Here is a 15,783-nt window from a genome sequence, read left to right as displayed (position 1 = left end):
AAAAACCCCGCCGAGGCGAGGTTTGTTAAGATTTCTTCCTGCTTATTCTTTGCAATTCTTATTGTAAAGAATGTCGTATTTGACCATTTCAGTATCAGAAAGCAGTGCGGCTATGTCACCAACATATGAAATATCTTCTGACTTAATAACATGACCTCTAACTTTAAAGTTAAAGGTCTTATCATCACGCTTCATGCTTCCATCTCCGCAAACCCATCCACTTATTACCTTGCTTGAGTTTTGCTGATCTGGTTTGAATACGAGGCGCTGATATTCGAAGGGTGGATGATCACCCTCACTCATAGATGATTTGAACATTGTTATAGCTGTATCGGCCCCGTTAGCTACACTTCCTTTTCCGCCATCATCGCAACCAGAAATTAAAAACAGCAAAGATAAGCACATTGCACCCGTTTTCACATCAACACCCCACGCTGTTTATGAATGGAAATTTCATTCATATGTTCAATAACTTTTAGACCGAACTCAGTTATCACATATGGCTTTGATAAAATATCAATCATGTGCGAGAGATGTTTATATGGGTCTTTTAGTATCTCGTCGTTTGGGTGGTTTTTAGCATTGAAATGTGCGACCCCTATTAGGCCAAAAAGTAGTTCTTCGAGAGTAATTGATCTTGTCACACCATCGTAAGTAACCGTATTTCCGCCAGTGGTTGCTTCCAGGTGGCGCAGGTATGCTCTGGCCACCTCTTCACTCAAACGCTGCAGTTGCTCTTGTTCGCTCATAGATATTCCCTTACTTGTAGGAGGATTGAGTGACAAGTTTTTTACCATCAGGCCCTGAACATGAAACCATGATCACGCCGTCATTGGTCCAAATTTTAACAATGTAAAGGATGCCGGTGTTGACAACTTCTTGTGCCGGATAATTGCCAGCTACTTGGTTATAAACGCCGTAGGTGTCTTGCTTACACCTCTCAAATGACACTGACTCAACGCTCTTAGTAACTGGCGATTCCTGTTCTGGGTAACTCCCAGATGCAGCCATTGAGTTGAGTTGTTCTTTTGTGTACGTATTTGACGCAGAAGCCCCCAAAGAAACCACTGCAAGCAATGCCAAAGCTAACTTCTTCATATCCCTATTCCCGATTGGTAAAAATGGAAACATCCTACCCAGGAATAGCACAGGCGCAACGGCAACTGCTGATTTATTGATCTCAAGAGGTGCCCGGAGTGAATGCCGATTACTTCTGATTCGCCTGCGCCCGGCGTGCCGCCTGCTTTTTCAGGTAGTCATCAGCAACCGCGTCGTACTCTTCGCGGGTGAAGCCCTTCTGATCGGGGTATTTCTGCGCCAGCATCAGCTGAAACTCAGTCATTGTCAGCGCCGCAGCCTCTTCCCGGCTCATGCCGAAGTGGCTACGCGCCGCGCTGATGTAGTCGAAGACCTTAAACTCGTTCGTCGTTTCACCTGACTCATGCCGCTGCAGGCGGCGCACACTGGCCTTACCTACGACGCCATGCTGCATAAGGTGCTGAGCCAGCACGATGATGTCGTTTCTCGGCATCTGCCCGGGCCGGTAAACAACGTACCGGCTCCACCCTTTCCACTCACCTATCATCGGGGTAAGATCGTCATCACAGCAGGCCTGCATGATGTGCATACTCAGCGATAGCAGCCGTTCTGCGATGCGATTCATGGATGGCGACAGCCAGTCCGGAAAGCGGCCAAGCGTATCAGTACAGAACTGGATGACGGCAGCAACATCGCTACCGTGCACCGTGGCATACGCCTGAACAATCTCCGCTGGATTGCCGATCCGCGTCATAGCCATCAGTGATGGTCTCAGCAGGTAGTCTTTTCCTCCTTCACGGCCATCACTGACAGAAAACTCGCCAATGTCGATTAGTGCATTCATTTTCCTTCCCGGGTAACGAGCATTATCAAGGGCAGCCGAGGCCACCCTTTGGAATGTCCGTTAGGTAACGGTAACCGTATGCACGGCCACAAAGTTTCCATCTTCGGTGTTGATGATGATCTGCGCGCTGCCGGCGGCGACGCGGTTCACCGTGACGGTGGTACCGGAGGCAGTGGCAGTGGCTTTGGTTGGATCGGTTGATGCTACGGTGAAGTCTTTGTTGGTTGCGCCAGTCGGGGCGATATTCACCGTAAAGGTGCTGGTACCGCCTGCCGCGCCGGTGCTGGTAGCAGGGGTTACCGTTACGCCGGTCACCGCCACCGCTGTCACTTCGTTAACCTCGATGGTGCTGGCATCGCCCACTTTGAACTCGGTAGAGAACGTGACGATATCGTTGGTACCGCCGTCAGAACTCAGCGCCGTGATGTTCATGTAGCCGATAAATTCTACCGGGCCGTAGTCCATACGCACCCAGATACCGGGCTGGCGCTTGGCCTTCAGCTCGTCAGCGAAATACTTGATGAATTTGCCAACACCGTACTGATCCAGCTTATCCTTCTTGCGGACCTCACCCTCGAAGCTCAGGGTAAAATCACTGTTGGTGATGATGGTTTCGACATAGCCACCGCCGTCATCCGCATCTGAGGTTACCGAGTTCGGGTTAAAGTCGAAGCCTTTCGACGTACCGGCCGCCAGCGCCTTCCACTCAGCTTCGAGTGGTTTGACGTCCGGGCAACCATCGGCGACTTCCAGTACGACTGCACCACCGAACAGGCGTTCGTTCGAGTTCTGGCAATTAGCCATAGAAACTTCCTCTTTGACGTATAAAAAAGAAAACCCGCCGGAGCGGGTCTATTTGGTTGGTATGGCTATTCGCCGTAGGTGCAGGCGAACTGGAGGCGAAAGACTATCCGACCTTCTGCCGTGAGCACCGGCGCAGGGATTGCGCCCATGTTCTGGATGTAGCCGACACACTCATCAGCCATAGGGTTGGCCTGGACGTAATCGACGATGCGCTGCACGGCATCGGCGGCGTCGCCGCGCTTATCCTTCGCACCGATCACATCAACGAGGACGTGATGTTCAGATCCAAGGTCGTGACGGATGTTCGAACCACCGTTTGGCCGGAATACCATCACGGCCTGGGTCAAATCCTCCGGGTCGTCGTACATCAACTTTTGCACCGTAAATCCGGCTGTCAGGCCAGCATCACCGAACATGTTGCGCACCCGCTCATGCATCATGGGTGTCATAGCGAAAGCTCCTTGCGCATCACTGCATCGATAGCATCGCGCTCTTCGTTTGCTCCTTTGGTCAGGAACTGAGGTTCACCGTGCGGATCCCAGTAGTTCCCCGTCCCGGTGCCGCCGCCAAACTCCTGCCCTGATCGAGTGGTGCCGAAGTGCGCACGCGGCTGGCCTTTCAACTTGCCGGACGCCTCGTGCACATACGCCGCATAGTTGGCCGAATAGCCGACGCGCCCGGTAATAATCACGCCACTCGCATCAATTTCCCGGAACTGGCTGTTCACCAGCGTAGAGGTATCGATGGGGGTGTAATAAGCAGCCCGGGCACCAATAAGAATCAACGCTGACTGGATGGCGCGGACTGCTTTCCGGCCCTGAACGTCGTTAATGATGTCATTCAGATGCTTTTTCGCCTGGCTGATGCCCTTCACTTTGATGCCCATAGCTACACCCCCGTCAGGATGGCGAAATCATCCGCCACTCGCTCGAACGTGTCGGCATAGCGGATGACCTGCCGCACCTCGTCAGCGCCAGCAGCAACCGGGTCGGCTTCAGTGGATTCACCAATCAGCAGGTAATCACCGGCGTCGGCCAGCGCGTACTCCGTCCAGACGGTATTTTTCACGACGATTTCAGCGCCCAGGTTTCCGATGCGCTTTGACAGCCCTCCCTCATAATCGACCATGATGACGACGGGCGCGTCATAGCCGTTTATGGGATCGCCGTTCTCGTCCCTGCCGCCTGCACCCTTGCGCCAGATGGTGGCTTTGGCGGTGTATGACCAGTTAGCCGTTGCTGACATCATCCCTCCCTCCAGCGCAGTACCACCGCGCCAGTCGCCCGAATCCGCGGGCAGTTAATGAACCACTCGCCGTCCGATTTCACGTAGCCGGTAGTCTCCCGCCCGGCATCGGTCAACACCCAGACGCGGGTGAATGGGCGCGGCTGCCGGACGCTAACAGGTGTCCAGGTCATCCGCAGCCCCCGACGACCATGAACATTCCGACGCTATTACCAGCGCTGATTGGCAGCTCCCCAGTGCAGCCGCTGGTATCGAGGCGGCCCAGTGAATCGCGTAACCAGGTGATGCTGTCGTCGCCGTACTCAAACGAGCGTGACGCGCCAGACGGCGCACCCTGCGATTTGATGCGGCGCGCGCCGGACGACGTAGCCATCAGCGCGGCGGCGTACATCAGGATCAGCTTCGCGGTGCAGTCGTCATACCCGGCCCCGTCGAGGCACGGGATGATTTTGTTCACCACGCAGAGGATAGGCTCAAGCAGCGCCCCCGGGATGGAGTAACCCAATTCACCGAGGAACGCCTGCACGTCTGCCGCCGTGATTGGGTCAGCCATGGTTATTTCGCCTTCTTCGATTTAGAGGAGGTTTCTGCCTGCTCTGCCTGCTCTGCTTGCTCTGCCTGCTCTGCCTGCTCTGCCTGCTCTGCCTGCTCTGCCTGCTCTGCCTGCTCTGCAGGATTATCACCAGGGGTGGCGACTTCAAGATCCTGCTCATCGACTTCACCGACGACTGACACCCGGCCTGCGAACGCTGGCGGAACGGATGCCGCGATGAACTCGTGACCAACAGGCAGTTGCTGGAATACGCCATCAATCGTGCCCCAGCAGCCCGGTTTTTCGATTCTTAACTTTTGCATGTTCTCTCCTGAAGAGAAGGGGCCGAAGCCCCTTAACCCTGTGCGTTGAACACTTTCGAGCGACCGTTGAAATCGCGCTTAATCTGCAGACCGACCGCACTCCATACCAGAGTGTTGTAGTTGTCGAACGGATTCTGGCGCGGGATCATGAAGGTGCCCACCGGCGCGGCGATACGCGTCTTGATGTACTGCGAATTGCGCACGTACGCGATGAAGTGGTTACCCGTCAGCTTAAAGGTCTGATTCACCGATTCGATGCGGCCGTAGCGCAGGATGTACTCCAGCACGGTGCCTTCTTTGAAGCCGGCAGCGGAGGAATACGGTTTGCTCATGTTGCGCATGATGTCAGGTGACACCCACACCTTCACCTTTTCCTGCACGTAGTTATCGTCCAGGAGCTTCGCGAACGGACCGGTGAAGAACGCGACCATCTCGTCAGGGTTGGCGGTGGTCAGGTCGATATTCAGACCGGACGCGCTCAGATCCACCTGATTGGTGTTGGCGTGGTTGGCGATGCCTGCACCGACGTAGCCCTTCACCTTCACCTTCGCGTCACCAGACAGCATGTAGTCAGCCATGTCTTCACGGATGGCCGCAACGTGCGCTTCCTGGTCGTCGGCCATCGCGTCGAGGTTTTCCGACTGCATGCCGTTCCATTCACGCCATTCACGGCTGTAGCCGGTGTTGAAGATTGGGATCGGGTCGCCTGCTTCGTCGTAGATGACTTTATCCAGCTCTTCCGGCACATGGCCAGTCAGAGTGCGATGCACCTTGCCGGCGTCGCTGGAAACGCGGTACAGAGCGGCGGTTTTGCCGATAGAGATCGGCGTACCAAGCCCCAGCAGGTCATCCAACAGCCCATTACCTTCGTCATTGCGGAAAACACGAGTGGTGATGTTGTCCACTTCGCGCCAGTAGTCTTTGGAGATCAGCGCTGCCTGGTTAACCTCCACCGCGCCGCCGTACTGTGCGGAAATGGTGTTCTGGTTGATGTTGAAGGCCTGGCGCTGCATCAGCAGCTGATTCCACGCCTGCTTAACCTGGTTATATTCGGTAACCAGCTTTTTGTTGAAAACGATCATGCTCATGCGGTTGCTTTCCCTGATTTGCGAACTTTCACGAGCTGCGCTTCCGCGCCGACAGTGATTTTCTCGCGTGAGTAGAAGAGGATGTGGTCAGTGGCCGGAGTGGTCGATTTCGCCAGGGTGCCGTCACCGTTGGAGATCAGGCCTTCGTTCTCCAGCAGGACTTCGCCAGCCTTGACCAGCATGTGGTAATCGACATCGTCTTCGCACATGATGGCGGCGCCCGTGTCACCAGCCGGAACGGTGTCACGAATATCACCACCGCCGATGTAGTTGTGCTGAAGCGCCAGCGGAACGCCGGTACCGCCAGCGGTCGCATGGACTGCAATTTTCCCGGAGCTGTCCAGCATCACCAGAGAGCCAGGCTTAACGGCGGCTGCCATGAGCGCCTCAATGACCTGTGGGTCATTCTTGCGGGCCGGGCCCGCGATTACGGTATGGAAACGAGGAGCGAGTGCCATTATTCAGGTGCCTCCATGGTAAGGATTTCGCTTTGTGCGCCGTTACCCTGGAATGCAGGGTTCAGCCCGGTGCTGGTCTGGCACTGAGAGAACATATCGTTCAGCGCTTCGGGAGCCAGCGAGTTGATCGCCGCTTCAGTCATGAACGGGAACTTGGCTTTCACCGCCTGGCGCTTCTCGGCGGTGTCTTTCTCCGCATTGGCCTGCAGCTGAGTTTCCAGGTGGCTGATTTTGTCGGTCAGTGGTCCGATCGCCATGTTTACCGCTGCGGTGATGGCTTCAGCATTCATAGGAGTGCCCGCCGGATCGCCGCCACCGGCTTTCTTCTGCATCTGCTGGTTGTAGGCATCCCAGACCTGATCGTCGGTCAGCCCCTCGGTTGTTACGCCTGCGGCATTGAGCGCGGCGATCATCTTCTGTTTCATCGGGTTTTGTTCTCCGTTGGTTTTGACTTCGTACTCAGTGGGTTTGCGCACGACTTCGATGGGCTCACCGACCAGCGTTACCGCGTTGTCATCGATGAGGTATTTCTGCTGGAAGAGATGCCGTCCCTCTTCGTAGATGAACTTGTCCGGCCAGACGGTCACCACATAGCGATAAACGTCACTTCCTGACGGCGCGCGGATAGCCTCGCGCAGCATCTGGTAGATTTCGTCGAATGAGGCGTCGGAGTTGTGGGCGAAGAAGAACTTCACCTTGTTCAGCAGGCCGTCTTTGAGACTGTTCGCCGCGTCGATGAGGCTGGCGGTTTCGACCTCGCCCTCCTGCCCATCAGCGTTCACGAACATGCCCACACCCTCTTCAGGCGTCCCGGCACCCGGCTCGTCCAGCAGAATGGCGATGTGGTCGAACTGCATGTTGTGGGCGACCCAGTAGTGTTTCTTCCCCTTCGACTCGCCAGCCTTTTGCTCTTTGTTCAGTAGCAGCCCGGTGGAGACGTGGATCGGTTCGGCGTTATTGCCGGTGATCATGTCGTCGAGTCGCTGAATCAGTCGCTTGCCGTCAGGCTTGGCCTCTGCCACCGCCTTGTTGACGTAAACGTCCATCACCACCTTGTCGCTGGCTTTGCTGACGTTCTGCGCCCATGCCCCGGCGTAGTAATCATTTACCGCCTGCGGGTCGTTGGCGCTGACGTATTTGCCGTTAACCATCGGGTGGCCGATCGGCATTAACTTGCGCTCCATCGTCTGGTAGCTGTTGTTAATCTCCTCCGCCGGGTACAGCCCGCCATTCATCACGATGTCATCGACGATCGGAACCGCACCACGAATGACGTAGTGTTCCTGGCCGTTGATGGTGGTCGTTGAGATGTTGGAGGCGTTGATGGCGAGGGATTTAACATGAATGCTGGACAGCTTCATGTATTGGCCTCATTATGCTGATGACTGTTATTCACTAAAAACAAGGAGTTAAAATGCAATATAAAGTTCTATTCCATGCCTTTATTGAAGGCAAAAAACAAAATCTTGATGCTGTTTTCGAATCACCTAAAGAGCCAAAACTCACCGATAAAGAAGTAATAAAAGCTGTGATGCAGGCCCTTTCTGAGGTTGTTGATGTAGACACGCCAATATTTTCAATTGAGTTCCACATCGAATCTATCGTTCCGCTAGTTTAGCCATCTAAGCTCTGCCACCCCCTTCTCTCGGTGGCGAGCTTTTCTTTCAAACCTTCATTGAATATGCTGCCGTCGTCGTTGAGCAACACCGGGATTTGGCTGCAGTAGCAGTTGTACCGGTTCCCGTTCACGGCGTAGAAGTCGCGCACCTCTTCGGTGGTATAGACCCTGCCGTGACGGCTGGCGTGCCAGCTGCGCGTTGTTGGCTTGAGCGCTGATAGCCACAGTAAGCCAGTATTCAACCCCAGCCGGTCGGCGGCCCAGTCCGTTTCGTTCCACTGCGCCTGCCGCAGCGCGCCGACCTGCTCAGTCTGGGCAATCGCCTTGGCTCTGGACATGCTCACGTCAAGGCGCTTACTGATGACGCTGGCAGTTTCCCTCGGGTTAACCCCGCGCGCCACTGCATCAGTGATGATGCCTGTCAGGTCTGCCCGGGAAGCATCGCTGATCGCCTTCCAGTCGCTGAACGTTGTCAGTCTGGCGGAGGCAATCTGGTTTTGATAACCGGGACTGCTTAAAAGCTGCTGTAGCGTCGTCTGGCTGGCGTAGACCTGCGACTGCTGCGAGAGGTTATTGAAAGCCTCCAGCGTGCCGCGCTGCGCCTCTGCGACGACGTAATCCATCGCCCACAGGTTTTGCTCGCCGTCATCCAGCAGGTGGTCATCGAGAATAGCCTGCACCGCCTCAAGCAGGTCCGCCAGTTCCTGCGCCGACATGTCGTAGATGAACTTACCGGCGTTGACCTGGTAGAGACGCATATCCGCGCCGTGGTCGTGGCACAGGAAATGCCAGTTATGGCTGTTTACCTCACGCTCTCGCCCGGTCAGGCGCTGGTCGAACAGAGCTTTCAGTGCGCGCTTGATGCCGAGATACCGATTCTCGATATCCCGGTACATCGCGGTAACCTGCTTTGCAGAGCGTGTCGGGTCAACCTTGCTGCGAGGAACTATCGGCGGCCCCACCTTTGCCGTCTGTTCTGGTGTCATCGGCCAGTGGATCATCGGTAGTCACCTTATCATCCGGGTTAGGCGGTTCTTTGGGCTTCGGCAGCGGGTCAAGCCCAACAACTTCTCGCAGCTCATTGGCTGTAATTGGCGGCTCACCGCCATAGAAGCCAGTGGTTTTCTGCACAATATCGGCCAACTTAGAAGCGTTCTCGATCTTCTCTTTCTCTCCTGGCGCCAGCAGATCGCTCCATGAGATGGTGACCTCGCCTTTGGTCGGCGGGTCGATAATCCCAAGCGTCCAGAAGCGTTCCAGCAACGCGGTGATCCGGTCCGTAAGGAAGCCATTGCGCCGAGTATTACGGCGGATAGCCCAGTCAGTTTTATCCTCATCGCTCGCCAGCCGACCAGTCTGCTGACCGAACAGGATGGTGAACGGGATTTGCACGGAGGCTGCCAGTTCGTTTGCGGTGACTTCCCACGTTGGCCCCGGGTCGCCTGGCGTAACACTCAGAACGTGCATCTGCCCGGCCTGCATCACGGCGGCAGCATCGGTGCCACGGTTAAGCTTGTTGACCTTGTCGCCCATCGCTTCACCGAGATCGGCATAGCCAGCCTTTTTGGCTTGGTCTGCCAGCGTGTTCATGTCGGTTTCTTTGCTGAATTCGACGGCAATCTGACGGCTGGCGTTCTTCAGGAAGCCCTCAGCGCCACCGCCGGAAATCTTCTCGATATCGAGGCCTTTGTTGAAACCAGCCTCCAGCAGCGGGATGCCGGACAGGACATTGTCGTCTTCAGATCCTTCGCAGAACAGGATAACGCGGCTCGGGTGTACCGGTTCTCCGCGCATCGGCCCGACAAAAGGCTCATCACCAACCGGCTGCTCGTTGAAGTTGAACATCTTCGGCTGGCCGAACGTTTCTGACTGACGGTTATTATCCCATTCGGCGACAGTTAACTGTGGTTCCCATACCGGGATGAGTTTTACCAGCGCTGACTCGCCGAGTCGTTTTACTAAAGCAGTATCGACTTCTTGATCCCAGTTCCGATTGTCTTTCACCTGCAGCAGGAGCGCTGAGTAACGCCCAACCATATTACGGCGATCGGCATCCTTCACCTTCGGCCACCACTTCTTCATGAACTTGGTGACGTTCTTTTCCCAAGTGTTTGTTTTCTCCGCTTCCTGCGCTTCATCACCGTCGACTATGACCGGATAATCCTGCCAGCAACCATCCAGCAGACGATGCACCACAGCGAAGCCAGCGGCGTTGCGGCGGTACATGTTGTAGAAGTCGTTGAAGGTGATCGTGCGCGGGTAGCCAAATTCCTGGTAAAGCGTCGGGCGCTTCGTGTTCCCGCCACCGATACCGATGGCATTCAGGTAATTCGCTCGCCTCATTTCAGTGGCGAGGTTGTTCACAGCCATCTGAAGGCCGTTATCTTGTTCGCTCACTGGCGATGCTCCTTAGAAGAATACTGTGCCGACCTGCTTGCGGTTATTCTTCGCTACTGCGAAATAACGGAAGCTGTCAGCGCCGTGCGATGTGAAGTCATGAAGCGGCTTATCTTTCCAGCAGCCGCGTTTGTCGTCCCACTCCTTGCGGTAGCCCTCAAGGTGAGAGATGCCAACAGCACACTTCTCTTCATCGAATACGCAGGACTTGAGGATTTCACGGACCGACTCAATACCGGTGTCGATACCGGCCTTCGGCACAACACGGAAGTTCATCGAATACATCTGGCCGTCAATCTCGTAACCTTCGCGAGCCAGCTCTTTGCGTGACTTAGCATCAGCGGCAAATTCGCGGTTTTCGATGTCGTGCGGACCCCAGTGCTCGCCGTACTCATAGCCCCTGTCCTTCAGCACCTTCATGTAGTGCCTCAAGCCTTCGCCAGAGTTTTCGTAGTAGTCGATGACGTGGAACTCTTCGCCGACCTCACGAACGAACCATATCGCCGTGGAGTCACCCACACCGATATCCCAGAACGTGTGCACCGGGAGGTGGCAGTTATCCGGTAATTGGCCGATCCGCTTGTTGGTGTAGAGCCAGCGGAACTGTTTGGCGTAGTACGCGCCCTCGACCGACTGCTGGAACGCCTCGGCCGGAATGGTCGGGTATTCGCGCTTCATGTCGTCGCCGAGCGTTTTCTCTTTAGCGTAGTACCAGGCTTTCTGGCGCTCATTGACCACTACGCCGTGCTTCGACTCCATTTCAGCGAAGTACTCAAGCAGGCGTACTGGCAGTGATTCCACAGGGTCGATTGCGTACTGCGGATTCTTCCACCAGGAGAAGAAGAAAAACTTCCAATCGAGGTTGGATAGTTCCTTACCCTGCAGCATGGCCTTCTCAGCCTCAGTGCAGTAGTCATAGAAATACCCAGCACGCCCCTCAGCAGTACTCTCAAGCGTAATTACGCCACCAAGTGGCACAGCTTCGAAGGCACCTGTAACAATCTCCTTGGCCTTCTCTGGATACTTGGCGCATATCTTCCCGAACTCTGATACGTGCAGGCTGTACAGCGTGCCGCCACGGAAAGATGTTGACACCGTTACACTACCGCCTTTCGCGAAGACGTACTCGCTGGTCGTCTCTTTGACGAGAGGGTTGGCCAGCTTGATATCGTCAGGCATTCGCTGATAAGCAAACTGCGTTTTGTTTCGGAATAGCCTTTCTGCATCCGGGAGAGAGTGAGCGATCAGGGCGCATTCTTTTTTGTGGAAGATCGCCAGATCTAGCTGGATGATGCACACCTCTGTGGTAAAACCGAGCTGGCGCGCTTTAAGTATTACGTTGCGGTCGTGCATGCCGTCGAAATACTCCAGTTGCTCCGGAGTCATCTTAAACGTCACACACTTGCCGTTTTTATCTTTGATTTTGTACAGGTGGTTGAGACGCCATAACCTGTTTTTCAGGAGCGCTTTCTGCTTTTCAGTTAACACAGTCACTCCTTACAGGTCTTCATCTCCTATCTCGTCCATGACAGATGCAACTGAGCTTACGGCAAGGCCGCCTGAGTGTTCAACCTTCTGTTTATTCGTGTACGCATCCCCGCACTCTTTGGCGGCCTGCTCCATCAATGAGGCAGCCAGCGCCATATTTCGCATGCTCTCGGCCTTGGTCATCATCCGGTCAAGCGCACGTAGACGATAGGCTTTGTTGGCGATCGGAATGTCGCTTAATTCGGTCTGGAAGCGCTTACGGGTTTCGTGGAATAGCTCTACCCATTTCTGCGCCAGCCCCCTGCCGTTTGCTTTCGTCGGGTCGTGAGATTCGACCTGCTGACGAGTGATGCTCAGGCCAAATTCTTTTTTGACCAACTCAACCACCTGAGATGGGGTATCGAAGCAGGCAAGGGACTGAACGATGAAGGCTTTGACCTCACCTTTCAGTGTCGCCATGGATTACCTGCCTGTCATAATCAGTCATATTGTTAGGCCAGTTTTAGCATGCACGTCCCGCATGACCTGGCTATATCGATGTGAGCCACTTCTGCTGGCGCATTGGCAGCATCAACGAGCTCCTGTATTTCTTTGCTGGCACCGTATCGACGTACAACACCAGTGAATTCTTCAACGTCGTGGCCGCGCAGTGTAAGCACTGGTTGCCCGGTCTCTTTGTTGAACTTAGGCGCTCCGAAATCATCGGTGGCCTGTGCGATGTGGTAAAGCTCATGCTCTACCAGAGCGCAGAACTCGAGGTCGCTGCATTGTGAGCAGTAATCGGCTGCCAGCGTGATGATGAACTTAGGGATGCGCCCAAACCATTCATGCATCTGCTGTTCCATTCTGGCTTTTTGCCAACCACTGGCTCGGAGCATTACCTGCTCGGCTTGGCCAAGGACATACCGCCCTTTCTTCGCGAACGAATCAGACGCCCACATGAAGCAGAGGTTAGCCTCTAACAGGTGCCCATGGTCAGGGTTATGGATTCTGCCGGTATCGCTCAGGATTTGTCGGTTTATCCACTCATGCACTTCGTTAGCAGGTATAAGCCTGGTGTATGGCTGCCAACTCTCGGAGTCGATGAAGTTAACTGGCGGATATGGCCTGCGCTCGTCATCGTTAGCCATGGGTTACTCCGTTATCTCTTTACAGGCTCATTGATGTAAACGGGAAGCCACCACCTGCTTTTGATTTCAACTGACAGTCTGCTCATCGCCATTGGTGTCTTCCTCTGTCGGTACCGGCGTGAACTCCACGCGCTTCACATCGGCCGGAGCGAAGTAAAGCCACTGTCCCGTCTCCGTCGCCAGCGGCACAAAGCCGTTAACCAGCTCTGGCTGACGTCGTGACATCTTGCCCGTGAAGGTTTCGCCTGTTTGAGTGGTTAGCGTGATTTGGTAGATGTCGGACATGAAGACCCTCACAAGCCACTGTTGAAGAAAATGCCATCAGCATGGTGATGGCATTACAATTCAATAATATGGCTGTATTATTTTGCAGTTTTGTATTCAATAAACCCGTCAAAAATCAGACTATCGATGGTCATCATTTTCGTAAGTTTTTCCATAACCTCAGGATTTTCTTGCATATCAACAAGCCATCTCCTCACGCCATTAGCTATATCATTACATAACTCAATAACATCTAATTGCAGAACACCATTAAAAGCATTCATATGTGCATGAAGGTTTTCTCGCGCAGGGGTCGTTATCTTAAACTTCCTTAGCTTCGTTTCATCAACGCCTTCATGCAAACATGCATTCCTTAAACTCCAACAGTCTTCTGCAGTGAATGAGACTACGGGTTTTTGCGCCCTTAAGCTTTGCTTTATTCCTTCAGGCATGCTCTGAACCATTGCAGGGCTGGTGAGACTTAAATAGTCATACATGTTATCAGCGTTATATCTTGGCTTAAGATAGCGATTAAACCAGTCCTTGTACCTCGCGCCATTTCCTTTGATTTTATCCTCTGTCGCGCCACAGATGTCAGGAAGTGATATTGCTATGAATAAAGCACCAAACCAATTCTTTTTAGACAAGCAATCATCTATTCCACTCAGCAACTGTTGCATATATGAGCACCTTATTTTGTTGTAGACAGAGCCTACAATACAACCAGATGCAACTATTAAGAAAACCTTTACTTCAAGCACTGAGTGCTTAGATATTCCTGAAGATAGCCAACCTGCTTCATCACTGTGGCGATTCTTTCTCTGAGGGTGAAATAATCCCGTTCAGCGGAGTCAGTAAGTCGGGGGCCGGAAGCATCGCCCATGCCGCTGGAGCCGGTCGTTCCGTTCGCGGGACAGTTTGCGTTGAGCTGCAGCCGCTTACGGCCAGCAATGACATCGCTATGCAGACGCTCAATGGTTTCTTTCGCATCAGCTAGTTCTCCGGTGTATTTGGCATCCAGTGCAGCGACATCACGCTGGCGGGCCTGCATGTCTTTTATGGTGGTGTTAGCCAGGCTGAGTTTCTCAGTGGCTTTATCGCGCTGGTCTTTATAAGCGATGGCGTTGTCGCGGTAGTGGTTAATCGCCCAGGCCATGGAAACGAGCAGGCAGATAACGACAGCGCAAATGATGGCGGTTAATCTGCTCATCGCTCATCCCTTACGGATTGCTGAACTTTGCCTACCATTTGCGTATGCGAACCTACTTCAGAAATGCCGATACCGCTTATGCCGATGTATTCCTTCCCGGTTTGCTGATCCTGAATGAGGTATACGCCACGCCAGTTATCGTAAGCCAGGGTATCCCTGAACTCTGACATTTTGGTTACCTTAATGCGGTCTGCGTCAGAGGACAGTTGAGAGGAAACAGCCATTGTTGATTTCGCTGGCTCAGGGCCACGATCACATGCCGTAAGCATGAATACTGCTACCAGTAATGCCACTCTCATTTTTGGCCCCACTCGCAAACTTCACGCTCAATCTCGCGTCGGGTGATCAGCCCCTTCCACTGCTTACCACCGGCATACGTCCAGCGCTGCAGTTCTTTGCACGCACCCGGAACATCACCGGAGTTCAGCTTCTTCAGCAGCGTTGAGCTGGCAAAAGCACCAGAGCCAACGTTATAGGTGAAGGAGTAAAGCGCGGCGCGGGTAGGTTCAGGGATGCGAACCTTGATCAGCGGGTCGATGTCGTTTGCCACCTTTCGCAGATCTGCCTTAAGCAGGTTGTCACACTCTTTGTCGGTGTATCGGTGGCCGCGGCGAATGTCGGTACCAGTGTGCCCATCGCAAACGGTCCAGACGCCGACCACATCCTGATAGGCGTAATAGCGCCGCCCTTCCAGCCCATCCGCATTGCCAAGCATTACTGCGGCAATGGTAATTGCTCCGGATCCGCCAACGATGGCACCCACCAGCTTATTCCTCAATGTTGGGTTCATCTCGGCTCCTGCTGCGGCGATTGTCTTCGCGGATTTTGAAATAGAGATTCGTTAGATACGTCAGTACGGCAATGATGATACCCACCAGCACGCCGATAGCGTTCCACTGCTCGGGGCTGTAGGCATTCAGCATGCCGTTTAGGATGCTCCCGGCTGAAGCGCCATAGGCAGCACCAGTGGTTATTTTTTCCATGCGATACATGCTCTCACCTCGCGTTGTTTGCGGGTGCTGTTCGTGTAGTGGGAAAGGCCGTCAGACACGATAGCTACGTGGCATCTGGAATTGATTGTCTGCGGCCTGAATAAAAAAACCGGCGACAGGCCGGGAAGATGAGGGTAAGGCAATGTCGGCTCTCTGGCCGAAGGGTCCCAGGCAGTGGGTTCTGGTGCCGGGCAAAGGAATCGAACCTCTGACGCGCAGCTTACAAGGCTGCCGTTCTGCCACTGAACTAGACCGGCTAATTTGGTGGAACCCGATGGAATCGAACCATCTCCTAATGCTCTTCAGGCATCCGCGCGAACCATCTACGCCAGAGTTCCAGATACGAAAAAGC

At 54.1% G+C, this 15,783-nt stretch carries 25 protein-coding genes and 2 tRNA genes; 1 reads left to right on the top strand and 26 read right to left on the bottom strand.

Going from position 1 to position 15,783, the window contains the following annotated elements; translation table 11 throughout:
* Positions 1 to 42: 42 nt before the first annotated feature.
* The 13 genes from ACU8XX_RS11535 to ACU8XX_RS11475 form a co-directional block, all read right to left on the bottom strand.
* Positions 43 to 420: a hypothetical protein gene (locus ACU8XX_RS11535; protein WP_146032140.1), complete on the bottom strand. Its 378-nt coding sequence runs from the start codon at positions 418 to 420 to the stop codon at positions 43 to 45.
* Positions 417 to 749: a hypothetical protein gene (locus ACU8XX_RS11530; protein ID WP_227478998.1), complete on the bottom strand. Its 333-nt coding sequence runs from the start codon at positions 747 to 749 to the stop codon at positions 417 to 419. Before ACU8XX_RS11530 ends, ACU8XX_RS11535 begins: the two co-directional genes overlap by 4 nt.
* A 10-nt stretch (positions 750 to 759) precedes the next feature.
* Positions 760 to 1,098 (bottom strand): hypothetical protein, encoded by a 339-nt coding sequence (locus ACU8XX_RS11525; protein ID WP_227478999.1) that lies wholly within the window; start codon positions 1,096 to 1,098, stop codon positions 760 to 762.
* Positions 1,099 to 1,207: 109 nt separating this feature from the next.
* Positions 1,208 to 1,882, bottom strand: a complete 675-nt coding sequence (locus tag ACU8XX_RS11520) for a DUF6246 family protein (protein ID WP_227479000.1) — start codon at positions 1,880 to 1,882, stop codon at positions 1,208 to 1,210.
* A 60-nt stretch (positions 1,883 to 1,942) separates the two neighbouring features.
* On the bottom strand, positions 1,943 to 2,686 hold the full coding sequence (locus ACU8XX_RS11515; protein WP_227479001.1) for an Ig-like domain-containing protein: 744 nt from the start codon (positions 2,684 to 2,686) through the stop codon (positions 1,943 to 1,945).
* 65 nt (positions 2,687 to 2,751) lie between these two features.
* Complete coding sequence (locus ACU8XX_RS11510) at positions 2,752 to 3,135, bottom strand: phage tail termination protein (protein ID WP_088902282.1); 384 nt, start codon at positions 3,133 to 3,135, stop codon at positions 2,752 to 2,754.
* Positions 3,132 to 3,572 carry an HK97 gp10 family phage protein gene (locus tag ACU8XX_RS11505; RefSeq protein ID WP_227479002.1) on the bottom strand — a complete coding sequence of 147 codons (441 nt, stop codon included), beginning with the start codon at positions 3,570 to 3,572 and terminating at the stop codon, positions 3,132 to 3,134. Before ACU8XX_RS11505 ends, ACU8XX_RS11510 begins: the two co-directional genes overlap by 4 nt.
* Before the next feature lie 2 nt (positions 3,573 to 3,574).
* Positions 3,575 to 3,931 (bottom strand): hypothetical protein, encoded by a 357-nt coding sequence (locus tag ACU8XX_RS11500; protein ID WP_227479027.1) that lies wholly within the window; start codon positions 3,929 to 3,931, stop codon positions 3,575 to 3,577.
* A 169-nt stretch (positions 3,932 to 4,100) separates the two neighbouring features.
* Positions 4,101 to 4,484 (bottom strand): DUF7370 family protein, encoded by a 384-nt coding sequence (locus tag ACU8XX_RS11495; RefSeq protein ID WP_227479003.1) that lies wholly within the window; start codon positions 4,482 to 4,484, stop codon positions 4,101 to 4,103.
* Between the two features lie 2 nt (positions 4,485 to 4,486).
* Positions 4,487 to 4,786, bottom strand: a complete 300-nt coding sequence (locus tag ACU8XX_RS11490; protein ID WP_227479004.1) for a hypothetical protein — start codon at positions 4,784 to 4,786, stop codon at positions 4,487 to 4,489.
* Between the two features lie 32 nt (positions 4,787 to 4,818).
* A complete protein-coding gene (locus ACU8XX_RS11485) occupies positions 4,819 to 5,874 on the bottom strand; it encodes a major capsid protein (RefSeq protein WP_227479005.1) in 1,056 nt (351 codons plus the stop codon).
* Complete coding sequence (locus tag ACU8XX_RS11480; RefSeq protein ID WP_241214036.1) at positions 5,871 to 6,254, bottom strand: hypothetical protein; 384 nt, start codon at positions 6,252 to 6,254, stop codon at positions 5,871 to 5,873. The genes ACU8XX_RS11485 and ACU8XX_RS11480 overlap by 4 nt, the downstream gene beginning before the upstream one ends.
* A gap of 77 nt (positions 6,255 to 6,331) precedes the next feature.
* Complete coding sequence (locus ACU8XX_RS11475; protein ID WP_227479007.1) at positions 6,332 to 7,693, bottom strand: DUF2213 domain-containing protein; 1,362 nt, start codon at positions 7,691 to 7,693, stop codon at positions 6,332 to 6,334.
* A 53-nt stretch (positions 7,694 to 7,746) separates the two neighbouring features.
* On the opposite strand from ACU8XX_RS11475, the gene ACU8XX_RS11470 reads away from it, so the two are divergent.
* Positions 7,747 to 7,950 (top strand): hypothetical protein, encoded by a 204-nt coding sequence (locus ACU8XX_RS11470; protein WP_227479008.1) that lies wholly within the window; start codon positions 7,747 to 7,749, stop codon positions 7,948 to 7,950.
* Here the strand turns inward: ACU8XX_RS11470 and ACU8XX_RS11465 are convergent.
* From ACU8XX_RS11465 to ACU8XX_RS11405, 13 genes are all read right to left on the bottom strand, one after another.
* Positions 7,947 to 8,951: a phage minor head protein gene (locus ACU8XX_RS11465; protein ID WP_227479009.1), complete on the bottom strand. Its 1,005-nt coding sequence runs from the start codon at positions 8,949 to 8,951 to the stop codon at positions 7,947 to 7,949. The genes ACU8XX_RS11470 and ACU8XX_RS11465 overlap by 4 nt on opposite strands.
* The gene (locus ACU8XX_RS11460) at positions 8,878 to 10,347 is read right to left on the bottom strand and encodes a DUF1073 domain-containing protein (RefSeq protein WP_094312735.1); all 1,470 of its coding nucleotides are present in this window, start codon (positions 10,345 to 10,347) and stop codon (positions 8,878 to 8,880) included. Before ACU8XX_RS11460 ends, ACU8XX_RS11465 begins: the two co-directional genes overlap by 74 nt.
* A 12-nt stretch (positions 10,348 to 10,359) precedes the next feature.
* A complete protein-coding gene (locus ACU8XX_RS11455) occupies positions 10,360 to 11,835 on the bottom strand; it encodes a terminase (protein ID WP_227479010.1) in 1,476 nt (491 codons plus the stop codon).
* 9 nt (positions 11,836 to 11,844) lie between these two features.
* On the bottom strand, positions 11,845 to 12,294 hold the full coding sequence (locus ACU8XX_RS11450; protein WP_032634757.1) for a DUF2280 domain-containing protein: 450 nt from the start codon (positions 12,292 to 12,294) through the stop codon (positions 11,845 to 11,847).
* A 32-nt stretch (positions 12,295 to 12,326) separates the two neighbouring features.
* Positions 12,327 to 12,965: a putative metallopeptidase gene (locus tag ACU8XX_RS11445; protein ID WP_446908498.1), complete on the bottom strand. Its 639-nt coding sequence runs from the start codon at positions 12,963 to 12,965 to the stop codon at positions 12,327 to 12,329.
* A 66-nt stretch (positions 12,966 to 13,031) separates the two neighbouring features.
* Positions 13,032 to 13,250 carry a hypothetical protein gene (locus ACU8XX_RS11440; RefSeq protein ID WP_058655832.1) on the bottom strand — a complete coding sequence of 73 codons (219 nt, stop codon included), beginning with the start codon at positions 13,248 to 13,250 and terminating at the stop codon, positions 13,032 to 13,034.
* A gap of 77 nt (positions 13,251 to 13,327) precedes the next feature.
* Positions 13,328 to 13,909: a hypothetical protein gene (locus tag ACU8XX_RS11435; protein ID WP_047658998.1), complete on the bottom strand. Its 582-nt coding sequence runs from the start codon at positions 13,907 to 13,909 to the stop codon at positions 13,328 to 13,330.
* Positions 13,910 to 13,977: 68 nt separating this feature from the next.
* Complete coding sequence (locus tag ACU8XX_RS11430) at positions 13,978 to 14,439, bottom strand: lysis protein (RefSeq protein ID WP_047658997.1); 462 nt, start codon at positions 14,437 to 14,439, stop codon at positions 13,978 to 13,980.
* The gene (locus tag ACU8XX_RS11425; RefSeq protein ID WP_162988439.1) at positions 14,436 to 14,609 is read right to left on the bottom strand and encodes a hypothetical protein; all 174 of its coding nucleotides are present in this window, start codon (positions 14,607 to 14,609) and stop codon (positions 14,436 to 14,438) included. Before ACU8XX_RS11425 ends, ACU8XX_RS11430 begins: the two co-directional genes overlap by 4 nt.
* A gap of 125 nt (positions 14,610 to 14,734) precedes the next feature.
* Positions 14,735 to 15,229, bottom strand: a complete 495-nt coding sequence (locus ACU8XX_RS11420) for a lysozyme (protein WP_227479012.1) — start codon at positions 15,227 to 15,229, stop codon at positions 14,735 to 14,737.
* On the bottom strand, positions 15,207 to 15,431 hold the full coding sequence (locus ACU8XX_RS11415) for a class II holin family protein (RefSeq protein WP_013095970.1): 225 nt from the start codon (positions 15,429 to 15,431) through the stop codon (positions 15,207 to 15,209). The genes ACU8XX_RS11420 and ACU8XX_RS11415 overlap by 23 nt, the downstream gene beginning before the upstream one ends.
* Positions 15,432 to 15,613: 182 nt before the next feature.
* A tRNA-Thr gene (locus tag ACU8XX_RS11410) sits at positions 15,614 to 15,688 on the bottom strand.
* 5 nt (positions 15,689 to 15,693) lie between these two features.
* A tRNA-Phe gene (locus ACU8XX_RS11405) sits at positions 15,694 to 15,769 on the bottom strand.
* Positions 15,770 to 15,783 lie beyond the last annotated feature (14 nt).

Source organism: Escherichia sp. MAL-1 (assembly GCF_052948035.1).
Note: the sequence above shows the minus strand (reverse complement) of the source record. Positions and strands in the feature narration are given on the sequence as shown.